This window comes from Kitasatospora purpeofusca, assembly GCF_036010405.1.
GTDB lineage: Bacteria > Actinomycetota > Actinomycetes > Streptomycetales > Streptomycetaceae > Kitasatospora > Kitasatospora purpeofusca.
On the sequence record NZ_CP108561.1, the window covers coordinates 7,396,236 to 7,417,727 of the forward strand.

Sequence of the window (21,492 nt, forward strand, 5' to 3'; positions counted from 1 at the left end):
CCCTTGACTAGTACGCGCATCCTACTCCAAGCTCGTGCCACTAGGACGCACGTACTAGTGACGTGGCCGGACAGGCCCCGAAACCGGAGGTTCGTGATGGGCAAGACCTTCCTCTACACCGAGATCCAAGCGGCAGTTCCGTTCGACGAGTTCGACTGGCAGCAGGTCAACGCGGCCCTGAAGGCCGCACCGGGCCTGATTCGCAAGACCTGGCTGTCCGGGATCGGCACCCACTCCATCGGTGGCTTCTACGAGTTCGACACCGCCGAGAACGCCCTCGCCTTCGCCCAGGGCCCCTTCGCCGAGGAGGCCCGCCGCGCCGGGGCCCCGGCGACGACCCGGCTCTTCGACGGCGAGGTGGTCAGGGAGGCCAGCGTCGACCTGGACTCGCCCTACTACGGCTGACGCCCGTTGGCCGCCCCGCCCCGGGGTCGGGGCGGGGCGGCGAGACCGAGTACGACCTCACCCCGTACCGGTACGAGATCCAGCACCGGCACATCTTCCACCTGGCCCTCGCCGAACCGACCCCCGAACGCTGGACCGGCCAGGAGACCCACGACGGCACCCGGCTGCCCACCGCCTTCGAGTGCTTCTGGCTCCCCTGGAGACCGCCCACATCCTCCAGTCCGGCCAGGGGGCCCTGCTCGGCCGCCTCTTCGACTGACCCGCGCAGGAAGTCGGCCCCTCCGACTTCCTGCGCGGCTATCCCAAGTAGGGAGTCGCCCGGTGTTCCAGGAAATGCTGGAGCCGCAGTTGCTGGGTGTGGTGCATCGGCAGGTCGCCGATGTCCTCCGGTGCCACGAACCGGAGATCGGTCGACTCGTCGGAGATCCGGAGCTCCCCACCCGTGATGCGCGCGGTGAAGCAGATGTTGAACTGCTGCCGCACCTCGCCGTCCGAGTAGGCGATCACATGCCGCGGATCGGTGTACGTGCCGACGATCCCGGTGATCTCCACCTCAAGACCCGTCTCCTCCCGGACCTCCCGGACCGCCGCCCCCGGCAGCGACTCCCCGAGATCCATCGCCCCACCGGGCAGCGCGTACAGCCCATTGTCGACCCGCCGCTGCAGCAGCACCCGCCCCTCACCATCGGTCACCACCGCCGACGCCGCCACCACCAGCCGATTCGGCACCGGCGCGTCGGGGTTGTCGTAGAACTCGGTGCGTGCCACGTGATCAACTCCTCTCGACAGGTTGGGCAGCGTTCCACACTGCCTCGAAGCTCGCAGCATAGGTGCCGAACAGCGTCCCTGTTCCAGCCCTCCGTAGGTGCCAAACCGGGGCTCCGAAGGCGTTGACCCCCCACACATGCGCATTCACCAGCATCTGGTCGTCTGCCTGGTAGAGGCTGTTGTAGAGCGTGGTCCCATGGGTGCGGATCTCGATGCCTGGCGTGCCGAGCAGCGGGCGGTAGTGCATGAGGGCGAGCCTGCACCGGGACTCGATGCCATCGCCGAACTTCTCCTCTTCCCCGCGTTGCCTGACGTTCTCGCTCTCGGCGTCGCCGAGAGCGATCCGAACCACACATCCTTCGGCGGCACGCTCGCGAAGTAAATCGTTGAGTCGGGGATACGCTTCGTGAAGGAAAACGGCGGCGTAGACCAGTACATCGATGTTTTTCGTGGCCTTTCCGAGCAAGTCCACAAAAGCCGACGCTGGAAGATCTGCTCGCTGCTCGTACAGGGCGACCAGTTCGGGGCTTATCGCGCGTGCGGTGCGCGGCTGCCGAAGGCTCGGCCACAGTGCAAGCATGTCCGATCCGAGGGCCTCCGCGGCCAAGCGAGCCGCACCCAATCGAGGCGTTCGGTTCTGGCTGGCCCACCGCTCAACCGACTTGGTGTCCACGCCGACTCTCTCCGCCAGAGCTGAGCACGTCCAACCACCCGTGGCCATAGCGTCTTTCAGCCGCTCGTTCGGCATCTCGCCCGTCCCACCTCACATCCTGGTCCTGTGCCAGGGACGTTCTACCGCACGAGGGACGTACTGAAGTGTCCCTTGAGTGAGGTTCCACCGTCCCAGGTACCTGGCAGATCTTGGTGCCAACTTGGGGGAGAGGAGAGGAAGCAATGGCCACTGCGCAAGGCAACTTCATCATGAGCACCCCGATCGAACGTCCTCCCGGCCCGACGGCGCCGGAGACCAAGCGGTTCACCGAGAACACCGACTGACAATCAACGTAAGAGGACTGGTTATGGCTTGGGGAACGGGCAAGGGTGGAAGCAGTGGTGGCGGATCGGGCGCCAACGACGGCGGGCAGGGCAGGCACGGGGGGAAGAAGGACCCCGGGGACTCCAAGACGAACGCCGACCACCAGAGCGGCAAGGTCGACAACAAGCACAAGAAGGACGAGAAGTAGGTGACCGGTGAGCACGGGACGGGGCAGGTCGCCATGCGCGGCCTGCTCCGGGCTGTCGCGGAGTACCTCGGCCGCGATGTGGCCCCCGAGTGGGAGGCGGCCGCCTACGCGGTACCTCGCCACCGATTCATGCCTGATTTGGTCTGGGACGCGGACACGTTCGAGCCGACCAGCAGGACCGGCGACCCCGCAGGTTGGTGGGCTTCCGCCTACGCGGAAGCCCCGGTGGTCACTCAGATCAACGACGGCCGGGAGAGCGACGACGACCCGGTTCCGACGTCGTCCCTGTCCGATCCGGGAATCGTCTTCCGCATGCTCGACATGCTCGACCTGCGGGACGGCATGCGGGTGCTGGAGGTCGGCACCGGTCCGGGGTGGAACGCGGCGCTGATGTCGCACCGACTCGGCCCGGGCCTGGTGACCAGTGTCGAAGTGGACCCCGACGTGACCGCGAGCGCCCGCGCCGCCCTGCACGAGCTCGGGTTGTCCCCGGTGGTGGTGTGCGGTGACGGCAGCCGTGGGTGGGCCCCGGGTGCTCCGTACGATCGCGTGGTCGCGACCTGCGCGTTCCGGTCCGTGCCGTCGGCTCTGATCGCGCAGACCGTAGCGGGTGGGTTGGTTCTGCTGCCGTGGGACAGTCCGTGGGTGGGGTGGGGGCTACTGCTGCTGATCGTCGGCGCGGACGGCAGCGCGTCGGGGCGGTTCAGCCCGCACAGCGCGTTCATGCTCAACCGGAGGCAGCGATCCGGGGTCCGGCTCTACCGGGACGTGGTCCACGACGAGCACGTGCCCGACGAGTCGTCCACGGACCTGGCCGCGTTCGAGATCGCCGAGGACCGGGGGGACCCGTCGTTCGGCATCGGCATTCGCCTCGCCGACGTGTGGCAGGCGTGGGACAACGATCCGGACGTGGACGGCGTAGCTCGCCGGCTCTGGCTCGCCACCACGGACGCGAAGTCGTGGGCGGCCGTGGACTGGGCGGGCGAGGGAACGAAGGGGTTCACGGTGTGGCAGTACGGCCCCCGGCGGCTGTGGGCCGAGGTGGCCGAGGCCCATGCCTGGTGGTTGGTCAATGACGAGCCCGGGCCGGACCGTTTCGGGCTGACCGTGGCGCCCGACGGGTCGCACAGCTTCTGGCTCGACGACCCGCGGACGGTCGTACGGAGTTCCGCACCCCCGCTGGAGTGAGTCAATGATGTGATGGCCGAATGAATGGCTCGCCCATCGATGACGACGAACCGCCCGAGCACCGGCGCTACGCCCAGTACCTGCGGGCGCTGGAAAGCGTCGCCGAGGCGGAGGAGGCCGAGCTGCTGGCCACCGTCCTTCGCGACGAGGACCAGTCCGTGGCCGAGGCAGCGGTGAACCAGCATCTCGAACGCCGGGCCGCCGCGCAGCTGACCGGCCCCGGGTTCCCGGCCTGGGCCGGGAGGACGGCCGAGGTCATCGGCGAGCGCGCGTTCCTCGTCCGCCGCCTGCGCGAGTGGACCCTGCTCAGGACCATTGCCCTGGACGAGCCCTGGGCCGAGGAGGAACTGCTGACCGCCTCCGACTGGTTCCAACGCACGGTCACCACATCCCCGCTCGTCACTTCTCCCGCCGCGTTCGGCCTCCTCGCCGAGCGGGGACGCACCCGCCGCGTCCGCAACGCGGCGAGCCGCCGGGGCTGACGGCCGCGCCCGCGGCTACCACCGGATCGCCGGGACGAACGCGGCCCCTTCACCGAGTGGCGATCCACTCCCGGGCTTGCTCCGCCGCGCGGTCGAGGGGCGCCAGCAGGGCGGGTTCGGTGGGGACGACGGCGTTGTCGCCGAGTTGGGCGGTGATTCCGGTGCGGGCGAGGAGGGTGGCCAGGGCCGGTTGGACACCGGCGAGGACGAGGCGTCCGCCCTGGGCGTGCAAGCTGTTCGCGTAGCGGCGGATCAGCTTGAGCATGGCGGAGGACGGGACGTCCGGGGCGGTGCGCATCACCAGGATCAGGACGGCCGCGCGGGCGCCGTCGACGCGGGGCAGTTGGGTCTCCAGGCGGGGGAGTTCGGCGAACAGGCTGGTTCCCCCGTAGACCAGGACGGTGACGCGTCCGGGGGGCAGAACGGCCGGCGGTGGGTCGCCGGTGGTGGCCCAGGCGCCCTCGTGGTCGCGTTCCAGCGTGGCGAGCCCGGACTGACGGGCGGCCTGGACGCAGTAGAGCAGCAAGGACAGCACGGCTCCGATGACGATGGCCTGTTGGAGCGGGAGCTGGGTGGTGGCGGCGAAGGTGACGGCCATGGCGGCGGTGGAGAGTGCGGAGGTGTGCAGGACCAGCGCGATATCCGCGCGCTTGCCCCAGATCAGTTCGCCGCCGACGACCAGGATCAGGCCGCCGATCACCGGCATCGGGATCCGCTCGGCCAGTTTGCCCGCCACCAGGACGACCAGGGCCAGGAACACCCCGGAGATCACTCCGGCCCAGCGGGTTCTGGCGCCCGCACTGGCGGCGACGCCGGTGCGGGAGAGCGAGCCGCCGGAGGGCAGGGCCTGGAAGAGGCCGCCGCCGAGGTTGGCCAGGCCCTGGGCGGCGAAGTCGCCGTTGACGTTGGAGCGGCTGCCGTCCGGGTTGGGCATCGAGGGGGACACACCCGCGGCCTGGGCCAGGGCGACCAGAGCGACCGAGAGCGCGCCGCCGATCAAGTGCGGCATCGCGCTCCAGTCGGGCAAGGACAGTCCGGGCAGCGAGCCGGGTATTCGGGCGATGCCGCGCACCAGTTCCACGTCCGTGCCCAGGAGGGCGACCGCGATGCTGACGAGCACCATCGCGACCAGCAGCGCCACCGGCTCCAGCCTGCGGACCGTGCGTGCCAGCGCCCACACGGCGATGGTGGCGGCGGCGACCAGGGTGGGGGCGAGCTGCCAGTGCCCGATGCCGGTGAGCCAGTTCCACAGTTGCAGCAGCTTGTTGTGGCCGGGTGGCTGGTAGCCGCTCGCGTCGCCCAGGACGCCGGTGACGATCTGCAGGGCGATGCCGGTGGAGAACCCGGTCATCACCGCGTTGGAGACGAAGCTGAGCACGACGCCCAGGCGCAGCGCGCCCATGAGCAGCATGACCACGCCCACCAGGAGGGTGAGCGCGGCGACGGTGCCGCCCGCGTGCGGGTCCAGGCCGGCGTCGGCGACGACGCTCTGTCCGGTCAGGGCGATGGCGCTGGTCAGGGTGGTGACCATGAGGACCGTGGGCGCGGTCAGGGACCCGAGGATCGGGGGCACCACGCCCGCGTACAGGCCCGCGACCGGGTTGAAGCCGGCGATGGACGCGTACGCCATCCCCTCGGGGATGCTGAACAGTCCGGTCACCATGCCCGCCGTCACATCGGCACCGGTCGGCCGGCCCCACCGCACCCGGGCCGTGAGCTTGCGCGCCCGTCCTGCCAGGTCGGTCGCCATCGGTCCGGTCAGGGGGTGACGATGGCGAAGGACTTGTCGGGCTCGGAGACGTAGGAGAAGAGGCGTGCGAGGACGGCGGGGTCGCCCTCGTTCCGGACGCCGTCCAGGCCCTTGCCGGCCAGCAGCCCGAGGAGCTGCGGCTTGGTGAGGGTCAGGGTGAGGTCCGACGGGCCCTTGGGGGCGGTGTCGAGGGGGGCGGCGCGGTGGGTCAGGGCCCCGTTGCGCAGGGTGAGCCGGTGGCGGGCGCCCTCGTCGGTCAGGGCGAGGTCGACGGTCAGGGAGTCGTGCCACGCCCTGGGCCCGTCGATGCGGACGGCGACGGAGTCGAGCAGCATCTCGGTGGTCAGCGCCGCCGCCATCCCGGTGCTGGTGTCCAGTTCGACGGTGCCCGGGCCCTGGCGCAGTTCCACCGCGGCCATGAGGTAGAAGTTGCGCCAGGGGCCGTTCTCGCAGCCGTGCCCCAGGCGCTCGTACACGCCGGCCAACTCCTCCTTCGCGGCGTCGTTCCGGGGATCGGCGAAGACCAGGTGGTTCAGCAGGGTGGCCGCGAAGCGCAGGTCGCCGTCGGTGGCGCAGGCGCGGGCCTTGGCCAGGGCGGCCTCCGGGCCGCCGGCCAACTCGACGTAGCGCGTGGCCAGTTCGACCGGGGGGTGCTCCCACAGGTGGGCGGGATTGCCGTCGAACCAGCCGAGGTAGCGCTGGTAGACGGCCTTGGTGTTGTGGCTGAGGGAGCCGTAGTAGCCGCGCGCGTGCCATGCCTGCTCCAGTGCGGGCGGCAGCTGCATCTCCTCGGCCAGCTCCGCGCCGGTCAGGCCGGAGTTGAGCATCCGCAGCGTCTGGTCGTGCATGTAGGCGTACAGGTCGCGCTGCTGGGTCAGCATCTCGACCACGTTCTCCCGGCCCCACGTCGGCCAGTGGTGCGAGGCGAACGCGACGTCGTAGCTGTCGCCGAAGAACTCGACGGCCTCGTCCAGGTACCGCGACCAGATCCGCGCATCGCGCACCACCGCCCCCCGCAGGGTCAGGATGTTGTGCATGTTGTGGGTGGCGTTCTCCGCCAGGCACAGCGCGCGCCGCTGCGGGAAGGAGAAGTTCATCTCCGCCGGAGCCTCCGTGCCCGGGGTGAGCTGGAAGACGATCCGCACCCCGTCCACCGTCTCCTCCTGCCCGGTGCGGGTGACGTCCAGAGTCGGAGGGATCAGCGAGACCGTGCCGGTCGAGGTCGTCATCCCCAGCCCGGCGCTGACCTGCCCCTCCGGCGACTTGGGCAGCCGGTCGCCGTACATGAACATCGCCCGCCGCGTCATCGCGCTGCCGGCGTAGACGTTCTCGCTGACCGCGTGCTCCAGGAACCCGATCGGTGCGATCACCGGCACGCCCTGCTCGCTCCCCTCGGGCAGCACCCCGCGCGCACCGCCGAAGTGGTCCCCGTGCGAATGGGTGTAGATCAGACCGGTCACCGGCCGCTCCCCGCGGTGCTCGCGGTAGAGCGCGAGCGCGGCGGCGGCGCACTCGGTGGAGATCAGCGGATCGATCACGATCACCCCCCGCTCGCCCTCCACCAGCGTCATGTTCGACAGGTCCAGCCCCCTGACCTGGTAGATCCCCTCCGCCACCTCGTACAGACCCTGTTTCGCGCACAACTGCGCCTGCCGCCACAGGCTCGGGCTGACCGTGTCCGGGCACTCGCCCTGGAGGTAGTCGTAGGCATCGTTGTCCCACACCACCCGCCCGTCCGCGGCCCTGACCACCGCGGGCACCAACGCCCCCAGGAAGCCCCGGTCGGCATTCTCGAAGTCGGTGGTGTCCTCGAACGAGGGCAGGTGACTCATGCGTCGCTCCGATCATCCGATCAGCAGCAGTCAGGGGCCGGGCGCGGCCCCTGACGGGCTCGGGAATGCCGCGGGACTACGGGCTCGGGAATGCCGCGGGCATCTTCGGGAAGTCTGCGACATACCGGGGCACAACGCACGGCGCGGGCGGCGAACGGGTGCGCGGTCACCGCGGCGAACGGGTGCGTGGTCATCGCGGCGAACGGTGCTCGGGCACGGCGACCTCGGCGAGCCTCCGCCGGCGGAGGCGTGCTTCCTGGCCGCATGGGGCTTGAGTCTCCCCTCGGGGGAGACGCCAGAGTAGGGGCATGGACGGCGACACGCTCTTCACCATCGGTGACCTGGCCCGGCGGACCGGGCTCACGGTCAAGACCATTCGGTTCTACGCCGACTCCGGGCTCGTGCCGCCGACCGACCGCAGCCCGGCCGGCTACCGGCTCTACGACCCCGCCGCGCTCGCCCGCCTCGACCTGGTGCGCACCCTGCGCGACCTCGGCCTCGAACTCGCCGTCGTCCGGCGGGTGCTGGACCGGGAGGTCACGGTGCCCGAGGTCGCGGCCGCGCACGCCGACGCCCTGGAGGTGCAGATCCGCATCCTCCGCCTGCGGCGCGCGGTCCTGCGCGCGGTGGCCGAACGCGGCTCCACTCCCGAGGAAATGGACCTCATGCACAAGCTCGCAAAGCTCTCCGACGACGAACGCCGACGCCTGATCACCGACTTCGTCGACGACACCTTCGGCGGCCTCGACGCCAACGCCGAGTTCGTCGACCTGCTCCGCTCGGCCGTGCCCGAACTCCCCGACGACCCCGAGCCCGAACAGGTCCACGCCTGGGTGGAACTCGCCGAACTCGCCCAGGACCCCGACTTCCGCGCCGCCGTCCGCCGCATGGCCGAGTACCAGGCGGCCGAACGCGCCGGAGGCGACCGCACCGGCCTGCACCACGACCTCACCGAGGCCGTCCGCGCCGCCGTCGGCCGCGCGCTCGACGCCGGCGTTCCTCCGGCCTCGCCCGAGGCGGCGGCCGTCGTGGATTCCCTGACCGCGCGCTACGCGCAGACCTTCGACCGCACCGACGACGCGGAGCTGCGCCACTGGCTGCTGGCCCGCCTGGAGATCGCCGGCGACCCGCGGACCGAGCGCTACTGGCACCTGCTGTCCGTCATCAACGGGTGGCCCGTTCCGCCCAGCCTGGCACCGGTGTTCGGCTGGTTCACGGCCGCCCTGCGGGCGCGTGACGCGTAGGCGCCCGATGGCCCTGCACAGGACGTCGACCCGTCCGACTTCCTGCGCAGGGCGGAGCGGTTTGGCTCTCGCGGGGGAGGGGCCTCGTCCACGCGGACGAGGCCCCTCCGCCGGTCGTACTGCGACGGTGGAGTCATGTCGATCAAGAGCGGTACGGGCACGCGGTGGGGTTACGCGGTCGCGGTGTGGGGGGTGCTGTTCGCGATACCCAGCCTCCTCTGGGCGATGGGGAGCACCTTCGGCGCGCGGTCGACGGTGGCGCCGGAACTGGTGCGGCTCGCGCAGGACCGGGTGCCGTGGTTCCTGGCCGTCCTGTGGGTGACGGGCTTCCTCAAGCTGGTCGGGGCGGCGATCGGGCTCGGCCTGACGCGCCCCCGGGGTCGCCTGGCCGGCCGCTCCCTGGTGTTCTGCGGCGGCGGCGCGGCGGTCCTGCTGATCTGGCACGGCGGCCTCTTCGTCCTCCACGGCATCCTCGTCGAAACGGGCGCCGCCGCCGTCGATCCCGACCTCGCCGGGCTCACCCGCTGGTACCTCTACCTGTGGGGCCCGTGGTTCCTCGCCGGCGGCCTCGCCTTCGCCGCCGCGACCGCCCCCCACCTCCGCCCCGTCGGCCGCCGCTTCGCCGCCACCGGAGCCCTCGGCGCCCTCCTCCTCTCCCTGGCCTCCACGGCCACCGGCCTCGGCTGACGCGCGGGAAGTCGGCCGGCCCGACTTCCCGCGCACCGCACCGATTTCGCTTTCCTGCAAGGGCACTTGTGGCACGGGAGCTGGATCATCCTGTCGTGGGTACCGCGGCCGTATTGCCGTCAGTGGCGTTGAAGCTGTTCGTGGCGCTCCACGACCGCCCAACTCTATGGTTGATCGTCAGTGACACTTCGTCACCGAGGCAGTTGAGGAAGCGATCCGAGGAAGCCTGCCCGATGGCCTGACGAGGCAGGCCATCGGGCAGATTGAAAGCTCCGTCCGCGGGATCATCACGCTACGTAGCATCGGCAGACGCTAGCTTGCACCCAAGCTGCCGGCTTCACCGGCCCCGACGGTGGGGCGACCGCCTGGCTCCTCTGAGCCGGGTTTCCGCCGATCGGTGGACGGCCGCAGCGTGCGTGGGTGTCGTTCGGTCGGGCTCGGGCGGGGGCTGGTAGCTCTACGGCCATGTCCCACCACCTCAGCGGACCGAACCTCCGCTCCCCGCGCGGCGACGCGCGGCTCGACCTCACCGACCTCTTCGCCTTCCCCGCCGTCGGCGGCCCCGGGCGGACGGTCCTGATCATGAACGTCAACCCCTACGCACCCACCGGCGGTACGGAGTTCCACCCGGACGCCGTCTACCGGATCAACATCGACAGCGACGGCGACCACCAGGCCGACGTCGCTTACTCGTTCACCTTCTCCGCGCCCGCCGACGGTACGCAGAACATGACCGTCCGCCGGGCCGCCGGTGAGGCCGCGCGCAAGCACGAGGCGGGCGGCGACGTCCTGTTCACCGATGTGCCGGTGGTCTTCGGCAACACCCCGCACGTCGCCGAGGCCGACGGGCGAAGGGTCTCCGTCGGGCTGCGCAGCGACCCGTTCTTCGCCGATCTCGAAGGGATCGTCAACGAGTTCACCTGGACCGGCAAGGACGCGATGGCCGAGGCGAACGTCTTCGGCATCGCCCTCGAAGTGCCGGACGCGGACCTCGGGCCGGAGCCGGGGATCGGGGTGTGGGCGCGGGTGAGTCTGCACCAGGACGGGCAGTTGATCTCGGTCGACCGGGGCGCGCACCCCTCCCTGACCGCCTACTTCAACGCGGAGGAGGTCAAGGACGTGTACAACGCCGGTGAGCCGGCCGACGACTGGGAGAGGTACCGGGAGCCCTGGACGGCCGTCCTCCAGCACACCGGCGACTACACCACCGACGCCGCCACCGAGACGTTGAAGATCGTCCTGCCCGACATCCTCCGCTACGACCGCGCCCGCCCGGCCGTCTACCCCAACGGCCGCACCCTCACCGACGACGTGACCTCCGCGCGGCTCGCGATGGTCTCCGGAGGGAAGATCACCAGCGACCACATCCCCCCGCACGCCGATCTGCTGCCCGACTTCCCCCACCTCGGCCACCCCCACCCCGTCCCCCCGGCGGGCTAGCCGCACGCACCACCGGCCGCACGCACCACCGGCCGCGCGGGGCTCCGCGCGCGGCCGGCGCGTCACCCACTCCACCTGGACCCGGTGGGTGTCGGCGACGATCAGGTACACCGTCCCCACGGAGGGCTCGTCCGGGAGCGATGCCGGGAGCGATGCCTGGAGCGGTGTCGGATCCGCGACGATCTCGTAGGGCAGCAAGGGCGGCACAGTACGGACTCCCTGGCTCGGCGTTCCACACGGTGCGCGGCCGGAACGGACGTGTGAACTCCGGTAAAACACAAGGGAGTTGATGGAGGTGGGGGCTGGTGCCGCAGGTGCTCAGGGGGACAGCGGCTTGGCCAGCACCAGCTCGCGGGTGACGCCGTCCGGGAGCAGGTCGCCCGGCTCGCCGGTGTCGGTGAAGCCGACGCGCTCGTAGAGGGCGATGGCGTGGGTGTTGTGCGGCATCACGGCGAGGCGCAGGGTGGCGAAACCCCGCCGGGCCGCCCACCCCTCGATCTCGGCGATCAGCCGGGCGCCGACACCCCGGCCGCGCGCCTTCGGGCCGACCCACATCGAGATCAGCTCCGCGTGCCCGTCCTCCGGCACCCCGGTGGCCATCGCGGCGGGCTTGCCGTCCACGAGGGCGACGAGGTCCAGGGCGCCGGGGATCCCCAGCCGGGAGCGCCAGCGTTCCTCCCGGTCGCCCTCGCCCTGCCAGGCGGCGAGGGTGGAGCCGAAGGCGTACGGCGCCTCGGCCAGGGCGGCGAGGCGCAGCTCCCGGAAGAGCGGCCAGTCCTCGGGGGTCAGTGCGCGGAGTTCGATCATGGCACCGACCATGCACTGCCCCCACCTGCGACGACAAGCGGTTTACGCGCCCGCGCCCGTCGCATCCCGTGGCCCCGCACCGCCGCCCCCCGCCGCCGCCCCGCCGCCGCGCCGCCCCGCTCACCCCGCGAGCGGCGGGTTCAGCCGGGCGAAGGCCTCCTGGCGGCGGTACGGGAAGTAGGGGTACGGCGCGGTGCGGGCGCTCGCCGCGTCCAGTCGGGCGACCTGCTCCGCGGTGAGCTCCCAGCCGACCGCGCCCAGGTTCTGGCGCAGCTGCTCCTCGTTGCGGGCGCCGATGATCACGGACGAGACGGTGGGGCGGCGCAGCAGCCAGTTGATCGCCACCTGGGGGACGGTGCGCCCGGTCTCGGCGGCGATCGCGTCCAGCGCGTCGACCACGTCGTACAGCAGCTCGTCCTCCACCGGCGGGCCGTAGTCGGCGGTGTCGTGGAGGCGGCTGCCGGGCGGGACCGGGGCGCCGCGGCGGATCCTCCCGGTGAGGCGGCCCCAGCCGAGCGGGCTCCACACCAGCGCGCCGACGCCCTGGTCCTGGCCGAGCGGCATCAGCTCCCACTCGTAGTCGCGGCCGACGAGGGAGTAGTAGACCTGGTGGGCGACGTAGCGGGGGCGGGCGTCGCGGTCGGCGGCGGCGAGCGACTTCATCAGCTGCCAGCCGGAGAAGTTGGACACGCCGGTGTAGCGGACCTTGCCGGCCCGGACCAGCTCGTCCAGGGCGCCGAGCACCTCCTCGACCGGGGTGGCGGCGTCGAAGGCGTGCAGCTGGAAGAGATCGAGGTGGTCGGTGCCGAGGCGGCGCAGGGCGGCGTCGACGGCGGTGGTGAGGCGGGCGCGGGAGGTCCCGGCGTCGTTGGGGCCGTCGCCGGTGGGCAGGCCGGCCTTGGTGGAGATCAGCACCTGGTCGCGGCGGCCCTTGATCGCCCGGCCGAGGACCTCCTCGGAGGCGCCGTCGGAGTAGACGTCGGCGGTGTCGAACAGGGTGACGCCGGCGTCGATGGCGATGTCCAGCAGGCGGCGGGCCTCGGTCTCGTCGGTGGTGCCCCAGGCGCCGAACAGCGGGCCGCGGCCGCCGAAGGTGCCGGTGCCGAGGGAGAGTGCGGGGACGGTGAGGCCGGACGCGCCGAGGCGGCGGTACTCCATGAGAGGTGTTCCCTTCGCTAACGGTACTGCTGTTCCGTTAAGATGCCTCGACCCTAGCACCGTCGCGCTCGCTAATGGAACAGGAATCCCGTTAATGACAGCATCGGACATGCAGCGCCCCGGCGGCCGGACCGCCCGCGTCCGAACCGCCGTCCTCGGGGCCGCCGAGGACGCCCTGGTCGAGGTCGGCTTCGCCGGGCTCGACCTCGGCGACGTCGCCCGCCGCGCCGAGGTCGGCCGCACCACCGTCTACCGGCGCTGGGGCTCGGTCGGCGCACTGCTCGCCGACCTGCTCACCGACATGGCCGAGCAGTCCCTCCCGCGCGCCCGCACCGGCTCCCTCGCCGAGGACCTCCGCGCCAACGCCCGCCTCGTCGCCCGCACCCTCGCCGACCCCCGGCAGGGCGCCCTCTTCCGCGCCGTCCTGGTCGCCGCCACCTGCGACCCGGACGCCGCCGAGGCCCTGCACCGCTTCTACCGCGCCCGGGTGGAGGAGTGGGCCCCGTGCGTCACCGAGGCCGTCGACCGGGGCGAACTCCCGCCCGGCACCGACCCGTTCGAGGTGATCCGGGCCGTCTCCGCCCCCCTCTACTACCGCATGCTCACCACGGCCGACCCGATCGACGAGACCACCGCCGACCGCGCCGCCGAGGCCGCCCTCGCGGCGGCCCACGCCGGCGCCTTCAGTCGTCCGTCGCCCTAGTCGCCGGGGCCGGTGGGTTCGTGGAGGGGGGCGCCGTGTGCTCTTCGATGAAGGCGCGGGCCTGGTCGGGGGTGAGGGGGCGGGCGAAGAGGTAGCCCTGGCCGAGGGGGCAGCCCATGGCGGCGAGGAGGTCGCGCTGGTCGGGGTGCTCGATGCCCTCGGCGATGACCTGGACGCCGAGGGTGTCGGCGATCCTCGTGATGCCCTCCACCAGGGCGTACTGCTGCTGGGAGAGGCTGAGGCCGTCGATGAAGGACTTGTCGATCTTCAGGATCGAGATCGGGAACTCCCGCAGGTAGGAGAGCGAGGAGTAGCCGGTGCCGAAGTCGTCGATGGCGATGCCGACGCCGAGGTCGCCCAGGGTGCGCATATCGGTGTGGACGCGGTCGTCCCGGCGCATCAGGACGGACTCGGTGAGCTCCAGGACCAGCGACTGCGGCGGGATCCCGGAGGAGCGGATCGCGCCGCGCACCACGTCCACGAAGCCCGGGTCGCGGAACTGGCGCGCCGAGACGTTGACGTTGACCCGCAGCGGCGGGAGGCCGACGGCGGCGCGGGCGGCGGAGCTGGCGGCGTGCCAGACAGCCGTCTCCTGGGCGGCGCGCTCCAGCACCCAGGCGCCGAGCGGCACGATCTGGCCGCTCTCCTCGGCGAGGGCGATGAACTCGTCCGGCAGCACCATGCCGCGCCGGTCGTGCGGCCAGCGCACCAGCGCCTCGAAGGCCACCAGCGCCCCCGAGGCCAGGTCGACGATCGGCTGGTAGTACAGCCGGAACGCGGACTCGGCGATCGCCGTGTCCAGGTTCTCGTTCAGCTCGTGCCGCGCCACCAGGCCCGCCTGCAAGGACGGCTGGTAGTGGCACCACTGCCGCTTGCCCGCCGACTTCGCCGAGTACAGGGCCAGGTCGGCGTGGCTCAGCAGCTCGGTGGCGTCGACGCTGTCCTCCGTCGTCGCCACCCCGATGCTGGCCGACACCCGCACCGCGCCCGCGCTCAGCCGGAACGGCTCGGCGAACGCCGCCAGCACGCCGTCCGCGAGCGCCCCGACGTCGGCCGGCGCCAGCGCGTCCTCCACCAGCACCGCGAACTCGTCGCCGCCCAGGCGCGCCGCCGTGTCCGAGGTGCGCAGCGCCGTCGACACCCGCAGCGAGACGGCGATCAGCAGCTCGTCGCCGACCGCGTGCCCCTGGGTGTCGTTGACCATCTTGAAGTCGTCCAGGTCGAGGAAGAGCACCCCGGTGACGGCGCCGCTGCGCTCGCCCCGGGAGAGCGCGTGGCTCACCCGGTCCAGGAACAGCACCCGGTTCGCCAGGCCGGTCAGCGAGTCGTGGAAGGCCCGGTGGGTGAGCTCGCGCTCCATCTGCCGCTGCTCGGTGACGTCGCGCAGGGTGAGCACCAGCCCGCCCACCGTCGGATCGGCCCGCAGATCGTTCGAGTGAACCTCGACCTCGATCGGGGTGCCGTCGGCGCGCAGCAGCCGCCAGTGGTCGCGCTGGGCGTCCAGCCCGGAACGGCCGGGGCGCGAGGCGGGGAGGCCGGCGTCCCGGCTGCGCATCCGCGCCAGCGCCTTGCCGACCGACCGGCTGTCCTCGGTCGGGACGAGGTCGGTGATCAGGGAGCCGGAGAGGTTCGGGTAGCCGAGGACGCGTTCGGCGGAGGAGCCCGAGGCGTAGCGGACGGAGTCGTCGCCGTTGAGGATCAGGATGACGTCGCTGGCGCTCTGGACCAGGGTGCGGAAGTAGGCCTCGCTGTCCCGCCGGGTGATCTCCTGGCTGAGCATGACGCGCTCGACGGCGAACGCGGCCTGGCCGGCCAGGATCTCCAGCGAGCCCCAGAGGCTGGTCAGCTCCTGCTCGGTGCCGGTGACGATGAGGGCGCCGATCAAGGGGTCCCCGGACGGGCGCTCGGCCAGGGTGAGCGGGCACAGCAGGGCGCTGGGCATGCCGTCCAGCCGGGTGGCGAGGCCGTTGCCGATGTCCTCGACGGACAGCAGCCTGGTCTCCCGGTAGGCGGCGAGGGCGAGCGCCTCGTCGGACTCGTGCTCGGCGCCGAGCAGGTGGCGGTCGGCGCCGCGCTCGGCGTGCCGCACGTGCAGGACGCCGCCCTCGGTGACGGCGAGCAGCGCGACATGGCCGGGCTCGGTCGGCATCAGGGTGGAGGCGGCGGCCTGGACGGCGTCGGCGACCTCCTCGACGGTGACGGCCGAGGTGAGGGCGGAGCCGGCGACCCGCAGCGCGCGTTCCCTGGCGACGGCCTGGCGGCGGGCGCGCACCACGACCGCCAGCCGGGCGAGCACGAGCAGGTAGATCAGGGCGGAGAAGGCGCCGATCACCCCGGCGTTGCTGGTGTTGCCCGCGCCGGCCTCGATGATCAGGATGGTCGGCGCGATCAGTGAGGCGGCGGTGAGCAGCGCCAGCCGGACGGGGCTGAGGTCCGGCTGCTGGCTGGGGATGGGCCTGGTCAGCTCGACCATGGACGGGTGCAGGGCGGCCGCGCCCCAGGCGGTGTAGAAGGCGGCCCAGCCGAAGTCCACGGGGGTGCCGATGTGCCAGTTGCCGTGCAGCACGATCAGCCCGTAGGCGATGTCGGAGACCAGCAGGCCGACGGTGCCGACGGCGAGCAGCTGGAGCGATCGGCTGACGCCGCCCCGCGGTACGACCAGACGGAGCAACAGGGCCAGTACCACGACGTCGCCCAGCGGGTAGCCGATCGAGACGGCCTTCTGGAACCAGTCGAGGTCGGGGTTCCGCGCGTAGGGGAGGATCAGGTAGATCCAGACCAGCAGCGCCAGACCCATGGTGAGGATCAGCGCGTCCAGCAGGCTGGCCCGGTCCTGATGCGCGGTCCGCCAGCGGATGAAGCCCAACACGCCTGCCGCGTAAAGCAGGTACTCGGCGAGGTAGAAGCCGTCGGCGATGGACGGGAAGGGGCTGCCCAGGTGCAGGAACTGCATCTGGACGACCTGGACCACCTCGCCCGCCGTGAAGCTGAGGTTGGCGAGCGCGAGCAGGTACCAGTAGCGGGCGTGCGAGGGGCGGTTGAGGCGGACGCCGACCACGATGGCGGCGACGCCGCCCAGGCCGATGCCCGTCCACCAGATGATCCGCTGGGAGGGATTGGCGTAGTAGATGCCGGTGAACAGCACCATCCACGCCAGGTAACAGGCCATCAGGCGTTGGCGCCGACGTGTCAACGAGCTACCTCCTCCGCGACATCACCCCGTCCTCCCGCGGTGACGGGTGGTGGGATTTCCGGGCAGGGGCTCGCGAGCGTCCGGGCCGGACCGGGGTGGTCCGGCCGAACGTTCGAAATGGTCCTTGAGTGCGTATAGTCGGAAATGTCGCACCTCCCAGCATTCTGCCGCTACAGCACGAGGTCAAGCCGGTGGATGAAGCAGCGGACAGCGCACGGGGAGTACGTGCCGGAGTGGGCTCCGGACGTCACGCCGTGCTGGTCAACGAGGACGGTCAGTATACGATCTGGCCCGGGGACTTCACGGTTCCGAGCGGTTGGCGGACGGTCTTCGGGCCCGCCGGGCGTACGGAGTGCCGTCGCTACGTCGAGCGTGAGTGGCGTGCGCCGGGGCTCGGCCTGGGCCCGGGCGGCCCCGGCGGAGCCGTCGTCCCTCGCGTCGCCCGCACCGGCCGGACGGGCCCCCCGGACACCGTGCACGGGCTGGTCCGGGCCCGGGCGGCGGACGCCCCGGACGCCGTCGCGGTGGTCACCGACGAGGAGACGCTCACCTACCGTGACCTCGACACCCGCAGTGACCGGCTGGCGGGCGTCCTGCGCGGCCTGGGCGTCGGCCCGGAGCGGATCGTCCCGGTCTGCCTGGAGCGCGGCGCGGACCTGGTGACCGCCCTGCTCGGCGTGCTCAAGGCGGGCGGCGCGTTCCTGCCGCTGGACCCGGCGCACCCGCGGCGGCGGCTGGCCCGGCTGGTCGAGGACTGCGGGGCGGACGTGGTGGTCTCCGCGGACGGGCGGACCTTCCCCGGGGTGCGGGCGGTCGCACCCGACGGGCGCACCGACGCGACCGTCGACCCGACCGTCGACGCGGCGCCGGGGGAGGACCCGGCGGGCCCGGACGACCTCGCCTACCTGATCTACACCTCGGGGACCACCGGCACCCCCAAGGGCGTGCCGGTCACCCACCGCGCGCTGGTCTTCACCCTGGAGCGGGTGGTCGACGCCTACGGGCTCACCGCGCGCGACCGTGTCCTCCAACTGGCCGCACTCGGCTTCGACACCTCGCTGGAGCAGGTCTTCGCGACCCTGGCCGCGGGGGCCACCCTGGTGCTCGGCGGCGCCCGCACCTGGGCGCCCACCGAGCTGGCCCACCGGATGCGCGAGCTGCGGCTGACCGTCGCGGACCTCACGCCCGCGTACTGGCACCACCTGCTCGGCCTGTTCCCGCCGGGCGGGCCCGCGCCGGAGGGCCTGCGGCTGATCATCGTGGGCGGCGACACCGTGCACGCCGACGACTGCCGGGCCTGCCTGGAGCGGCTGCCGGGGGTCCGGCTGGTCAACGCCTACGGAGTGACCGAGGCGGCCGTCACCTCCACGCTCTGCGAACTCACGCCGGAGGCGCTGGAGCCCGGGGCCCAGCACGCCGGCCCCGGCCATCCGTCCGTCGCGCCGGTCCCGATCGGTCGGCCGCTGCCCGGGGTGCGGCTGCACCTGCTGGACGCCCGGCTCAGCCCCGTGCCGCCCGGCGAGAAGGGCGAGATCCACCTCGGCGGCCCCGGCCTGGCCCGGGGCTACTGGCGGGCGCCCGGGCTGACCGCCGAAACGTTCCTGCCGGACCCGTACGCGTCCGAGCCCGGCGAGCGCATGTACCGCACCGGCGACGCCGGCCGCTGGCGGGCGGACGGCAACCTGGAGATCCTCGGCCGCTTCGACGACCAGCTGAAGGTCCGCGGCCACCGGGTCGACCCCGCCGAGGTCGAATCCGTGCTCGCCGCCCACCCCGACGTCCGGCAGGCCCGGGTCGCCGCCGAGGGCAGCGCCGACGGCAGCCGCGTCCTCATCGCCTACTACACGCTCACCGAACGCGCCGCGTCCGGACCGCACGCCCGGCGCGGACGGATCCGCGCCTACCTGGCCGAACGGCTGCCGGACTTCATGGTCCCGTCGGACTTCGTGCTCCTCGACAGCATGCCGCTCACCCCGGCCGGGAAGATCGACCGCCGCCGGCTGCCCGACGCCCGGCCGCAGCTGCAGCGGCGGGACGGCCAGGAGGCGGCCGGGGGCGGCAACCCGACCGGCGCGCGCCGGGCCGGGGCCGCGCGCGGGGCCCCGTCCCCGAACGGCACCGCCCCGAACGGATCGTCAACGAACGGCTCGTCCGCGAACGGAACGGCCCCGGCCGGGGGCACCTCCACCGCCGTCGAGGCGGGCGTCGCCCAACTGTGGTCCGAACTCCTCGGCGTCGAGGAGGTCGGACCGGACGACGACTTCTTCGACCTCGGCGGCAACTCCCTGCTCGCCATGGAGATGCTCGCCCGCGCCCGGATCATGTTCGGCATCGACGTCACCCGGATCCGCTTCCTCACCCGTTCGCTGCTGCGCGACGCCACCCTGAGGGCCTTCGCCGCCGACACCCTCGCCGCCCGCACCGGCGGCCCGGCCCGCGCCGACGGTTCCGCCCGGGCGCAGGACCCCGCCGGCGCCGGCGGCGAGGCCGCCGTCGACTGGGCTGCCGAAGCCCGCCTGGACACACCCGTCCGGCAGTCCTGGAGCCCCGCGCCGTCCCGCGCCGAACCCACCGAGATCCTCCTCACCGGCGCCACCGGCTTCTGCGGCGCCCACCTGCTCGACGCCCTGCTGCACACCACCGCCGCCCGCATCCACTGCCTGGTCCGCGCCCCCGACGAGGAACACGCCCTGGAACGCCTCCGCGCCGCCCAGCAGCGCTTCCTCCGCCAGGACCTCGCCGACCGCCGCGTCGTCCCGCTCGTCGGCGACCTCGCCGAACCTCTGCTCGGCCTCACCCAGCAGCGCTTCGAACACCTCGCCAACACCCTGGACGCCATCCACCACCTCGGCGGCCTGGTCAACTTCATCTACCCCTACCACCAGCTGCGCGCCGCCAACGTCGGCGGCACCCGCGAGATCGTCCGGCTCGCCGGACACTCGCGCGGCATCCCCGTCCACTACCTGTCCACCCTCGCCGTGGTCGCGGGCTTCGGCGCGGCGGGCATCCCCGAGGTCACCGAACGCACCCCGCTCGACCACGCCGACCGGCTCGCCGTCGGCTACGTCGAGAGCAAATGGGTCGCCGAACAGCTCCTCCACCACGCCGCCGAGGCCGGGCTGCCGGTCACCGTGCTGCGCACCAACGACGTCACCGGCGACCTCCGCACCGGCGTGATGAACACCGGTACCGAGATGTGCGCGCTGATCAAGTACATGGCCGAGAGCGGGAGTTGCCCGGACGTCCGGCTGCCGCTCGACTTCGTCCCGGCCGACCGGTTCAGCCGCGCGATCTGCCACATCGTCACCCACGCGCCCGCCATCGGCGAGGTCTACCACCTGACCTCGCCCACCCCGGCCGGCCTCCCCGAACTCGCCGAACGGCTGCGCGCCCGGGGCCACCCCGTCGACGAAGTCCCTTACGAGCAGTGGGTGCAGGGCCTGGTCCGGTTCGCCGCCGGGCACCCCACCCACCCGATGACGCCGTTCGTGCCGCTCTTCGTCGACCGCGTGCCCGGCACCGAACTGTCCATCAGCGAGATGTACTTCCGCCCCACCTTCCCGCGCTTCGACCGGGCCAACACCGAACACGCCCTGGCCGGCAGCGGCGTGGTGCTGCCCGCCGTCGACGGCGGGCTGCTGGACTTCTACCTCGACCGGCTGACGGCGGAGGGCTTCCTGTCCCCGCCGCTCGGCACCTCGCCGCTCGGGGCGGTGCGATGACCGCCACCACCCCCGAGCAGCTCTTCGCGGCGGTGGACGTCGCCCGCGCCCCCGCCGACGGACCGGCGGCCTTCGGCGGCGACCTCGCGCCCGGCACCCTGCTCGCCGCCTACCGGCGCGGGCTGTTCCCGCTCCCGGCCGCCGACGCCTACGCGAGCGCCTTCAGCGAGGCCCGCTACGAGGAGGAGGTGGAGGCCGGCCGGATCGCCCTGCTGCCGGGGCCCGGGCAGGCCGACCCGTACGCGCTCGCCTGGTGGTCGCCCGACCCCCGCCCCGTCCTCCCCGCCGACGGCGTGCGCCTCGGCCGCAAGCTCTCCCGCCTGCTGCGCAACCGCCTGGACTGGTCGACCACCGCCGACGCGGCCTTCGAGCAGGTGCTCGCGGCCTGCGCCGAGGGCCGCGAACCCCCTTGGCTCACCCGGGACCTGCGGGAGGCGCTGACCGCCCTGCACCGGCTGGGCGCGGCCCACAGCGTCGAGGTGTGGGAGGAGGGGGAGCTGATCGGCGGGGTGTTCGGTACCGCGGCCGGGCCGGTGCTCAGCCTGGACTCGATGTTCCACCGCCGCCCGGACGCCGCCCGGGTCGCCGTCGCCGACCTCGCCGCCCGCTTCGCCGCCGTCGGCGGCCGGCTGCTCGACGCCCAGTGGGACTCCCCGCACGTGCGCTCCCTCGGCGCCGCGCCCCTGCCCCGGGCCGACTACCTCGCCGCGCTCGCCGCCGGACCCGGGCCGGGGGCGCCGCTGGACACCTCCCGGCTCCCGGCCGTCCGCCTGGCCCCCGCGAAGCCCCGCCCGCCGTGGCCGCCCGGGCACCGGCACGGGCACCGTCCCGCCGCGAGCGCCGACCGCAGCTGACGCACCGGTGCGCGGTGACCTGCCGGTGGACGGCGGCCCGCCGGTTTCGGGGCGGCGGGTGCTGGGCACGGTGGC

Annotated in this window: 17 protein-coding genes and 1 pseudogene; 11 read left to right on the forward strand and 7 right to left on the reverse strand. The window is 72.6% G+C overall.

The window, feature by feature from the left end:
- Positions 1–96: 96 nt before the first annotated feature.
- The gene (locus OG715_RS32400) at positions 97–405 is read left to right on the forward strand and encodes a hypothetical protein (RefSeq protein WP_266273745.1); all 309 of its coding nucleotides are present in this window, start codon (positions 97–99) and stop codon (positions 403–405) included.
- A gap of 297 nt (positions 406–702) precedes the next feature.
- Here OG715_RS32400 and OG715_RS32405 read toward each other — a convergent pair whose 3' ends face one another.
- Positions 703–1,173, reverse strand: a complete 471-nt coding sequence (locus tag OG715_RS32405; protein WP_266273744.1) for an NUDIX domain-containing protein — start codon at positions 1,171–1,173, stop codon at positions 703–705.
- Positions 1,174–1,177: 4 nt separating this feature from the next.
- Positions 1,178–1,921 carry an XRE family transcriptional regulator gene (locus OG715_RS32410; protein ID WP_266273743.1) on the reverse strand — a complete coding sequence of 248 codons (744 nt, stop codon included), beginning with the start codon at positions 1,919–1,921 and terminating at the stop codon, positions 1,178–1,180.
- 271 nt (positions 1,922–2,192) lie between these two features.
- Here OG715_RS32410 and OG715_RS32415 point away from each other — a divergent pair, with 271 nt between their 5' ends.
- From OG715_RS32415 to OG715_RS32425, 3 genes are read left to right on the forward strand one after another with little or no spacing between them, the layout of a single operon-like run.
- Positions 2,193–2,357: a hypothetical protein gene (locus tag OG715_RS32415; protein WP_266273742.1), complete on the forward strand. Its 165-nt coding sequence runs from the start codon at positions 2,193–2,195 to the stop codon at positions 2,355–2,357.
- Positions 2,358–3,545 (forward strand): methyltransferase domain-containing protein, encoded by a 1,188-nt coding sequence (locus OG715_RS32420; RefSeq protein WP_266273741.1) that lies wholly within the window; start codon positions 2,358–2,360, stop codon positions 3,543–3,545.
- Positions 3,546–3,565: 20 nt separating this feature from the next.
- Complete coding sequence (locus OG715_RS32425) at positions 3,566–4,027, forward strand: hypothetical protein (protein WP_266273740.1); 462 nt, start codon at positions 3,566–3,568, stop codon at positions 4,025–4,027.
- A gap of 49 nt (positions 4,028–4,076) precedes the next feature.
- Here the strand turns inward: OG715_RS32425 and OG715_RS32430 are convergent, their stop codons facing one another.
- Positions 4,077–5,777 (reverse strand): SulP family inorganic anion transporter, encoded by a 1,701-nt coding sequence (locus OG715_RS32430; RefSeq protein ID WP_266273739.1) that lies wholly within the window; start codon positions 5,775–5,777, stop codon positions 4,077–4,079.
- Between the two features lie 8 nt (positions 5,778–5,785).
- On the reverse strand, positions 5,786–7,609 hold the full coding sequence (locus OG715_RS32435) for an alkyl/aryl-sulfatase (protein ID WP_266273738.1): 1,824 nt from the start codon (positions 7,607–7,609) through the stop codon (positions 5,786–5,788).
- Between the two features lie 308 nt (positions 7,610–7,917).
- Here OG715_RS32435 and OG715_RS32440 point away from each other — a divergent pair, with 308 nt between their 5' ends.
- From OG715_RS32440 to OG715_RS32450, 3 genes are all read left to right on the forward strand, one after another.
- Complete coding sequence (locus tag OG715_RS32440; protein ID WP_266273737.1) at positions 7,918–8,853, forward strand: MerR family transcriptional regulator; 936 nt, start codon at positions 7,918–7,920, stop codon at positions 8,851–8,853.
- Between the two features lie 135 nt (positions 8,854–8,988).
- On the forward strand, positions 8,989–9,540 hold the full coding sequence (locus tag OG715_RS32445) for a DUF3995 domain-containing protein (RefSeq protein ID WP_266273736.1): 552 nt from the start codon (positions 8,989–8,991) through the stop codon (positions 9,538–9,540).
- 465 nt (positions 9,541–10,005) lie between these two features.
- On the forward strand, positions 10,006–10,980 hold the full coding sequence (locus OG715_RS32450; protein ID WP_266273735.1) for a DUF4331 family protein: 975 nt from the start codon (positions 10,006–10,008) through the stop codon (positions 10,978–10,980).
- 318 nt (positions 10,981–11,298) lie between these two features.
- Here OG715_RS32450 and OG715_RS32455 read toward each other — a convergent pair whose 3' ends face one another.
- On the reverse strand, positions 11,299–11,787 hold the full coding sequence (locus tag OG715_RS32455; protein ID WP_266273734.1) for a GNAT family N-acetyltransferase: 489 nt from the start codon (positions 11,785–11,787) through the stop codon (positions 11,299–11,301).
- 120 nt (positions 11,788–11,907) lie between these two features.
- On the reverse strand, positions 11,908–12,945 hold the full coding sequence (locus OG715_RS32460) for an aldo/keto reductase (protein ID WP_266273733.1): 1,038 nt from the start codon (positions 12,943–12,945) through the stop codon (positions 11,908–11,910).
- A 94-nt stretch (positions 12,946–13,039) separates the two neighbouring features.
- Here OG715_RS32460 and OG715_RS32465 point away from each other — a divergent pair, with 94 nt between their 5' ends.
- The gene (locus OG715_RS32465) at positions 13,040–13,648 is read left to right on the forward strand and encodes a TetR/AcrR family transcriptional regulator (RefSeq protein ID WP_266273732.1); all 609 of its coding nucleotides are present in this window, start codon (positions 13,040–13,042) and stop codon (positions 13,646–13,648) included.
- Here the strand turns inward: OG715_RS32465 and OG715_RS32470 are convergent.
- On the reverse strand, positions 13,629–16,841 hold the full coding sequence (locus OG715_RS32470) for a putative bifunctional diguanylate cyclase/phosphodiesterase (protein WP_266273731.1): 3,213 nt from the start codon (positions 16,839–16,841) through the stop codon (positions 13,629–13,631). The genes OG715_RS32465 and OG715_RS32470 overlap by 20 nt on opposite strands.
- 254 nt (positions 16,842–17,095) lie before the next feature.
- Here OG715_RS32470 and OG715_RS42510 point away from each other — a divergent pair.
- From OG715_RS42510 to OG715_RS32480, 3 genes and pseudogenes are all read left to right on the forward strand, one after another.
- Positions 17,096–17,200, forward strand: a pseudogene (locus tag OG715_RS42510) (MbtH family NRPS accessory protein); the annotation flags it as partial.
- A gap of 114 nt (positions 17,201–17,314) precedes the next feature.
- The gene (locus OG715_RS32475) at positions 17,315–20,563 is read left to right on the forward strand and encodes an amino acid adenylation domain-containing protein (protein ID WP_266273730.1); all 3,249 of its coding nucleotides are present in this window, start codon (positions 17,315–17,317) and stop codon (positions 20,561–20,563) included.
- Complete coding sequence (locus tag OG715_RS32480) at positions 20,560–21,417, forward strand: leucyl/phenylalanyl-tRNA--protein transferase (protein WP_266273729.1); 858 nt, start codon at positions 20,560–20,562, stop codon at positions 21,415–21,417. Before OG715_RS32475 ends, OG715_RS32480 begins: the two co-directional genes overlap by 4 nt.
- Positions 21,418–21,492 lie beyond the last annotated feature (75 nt).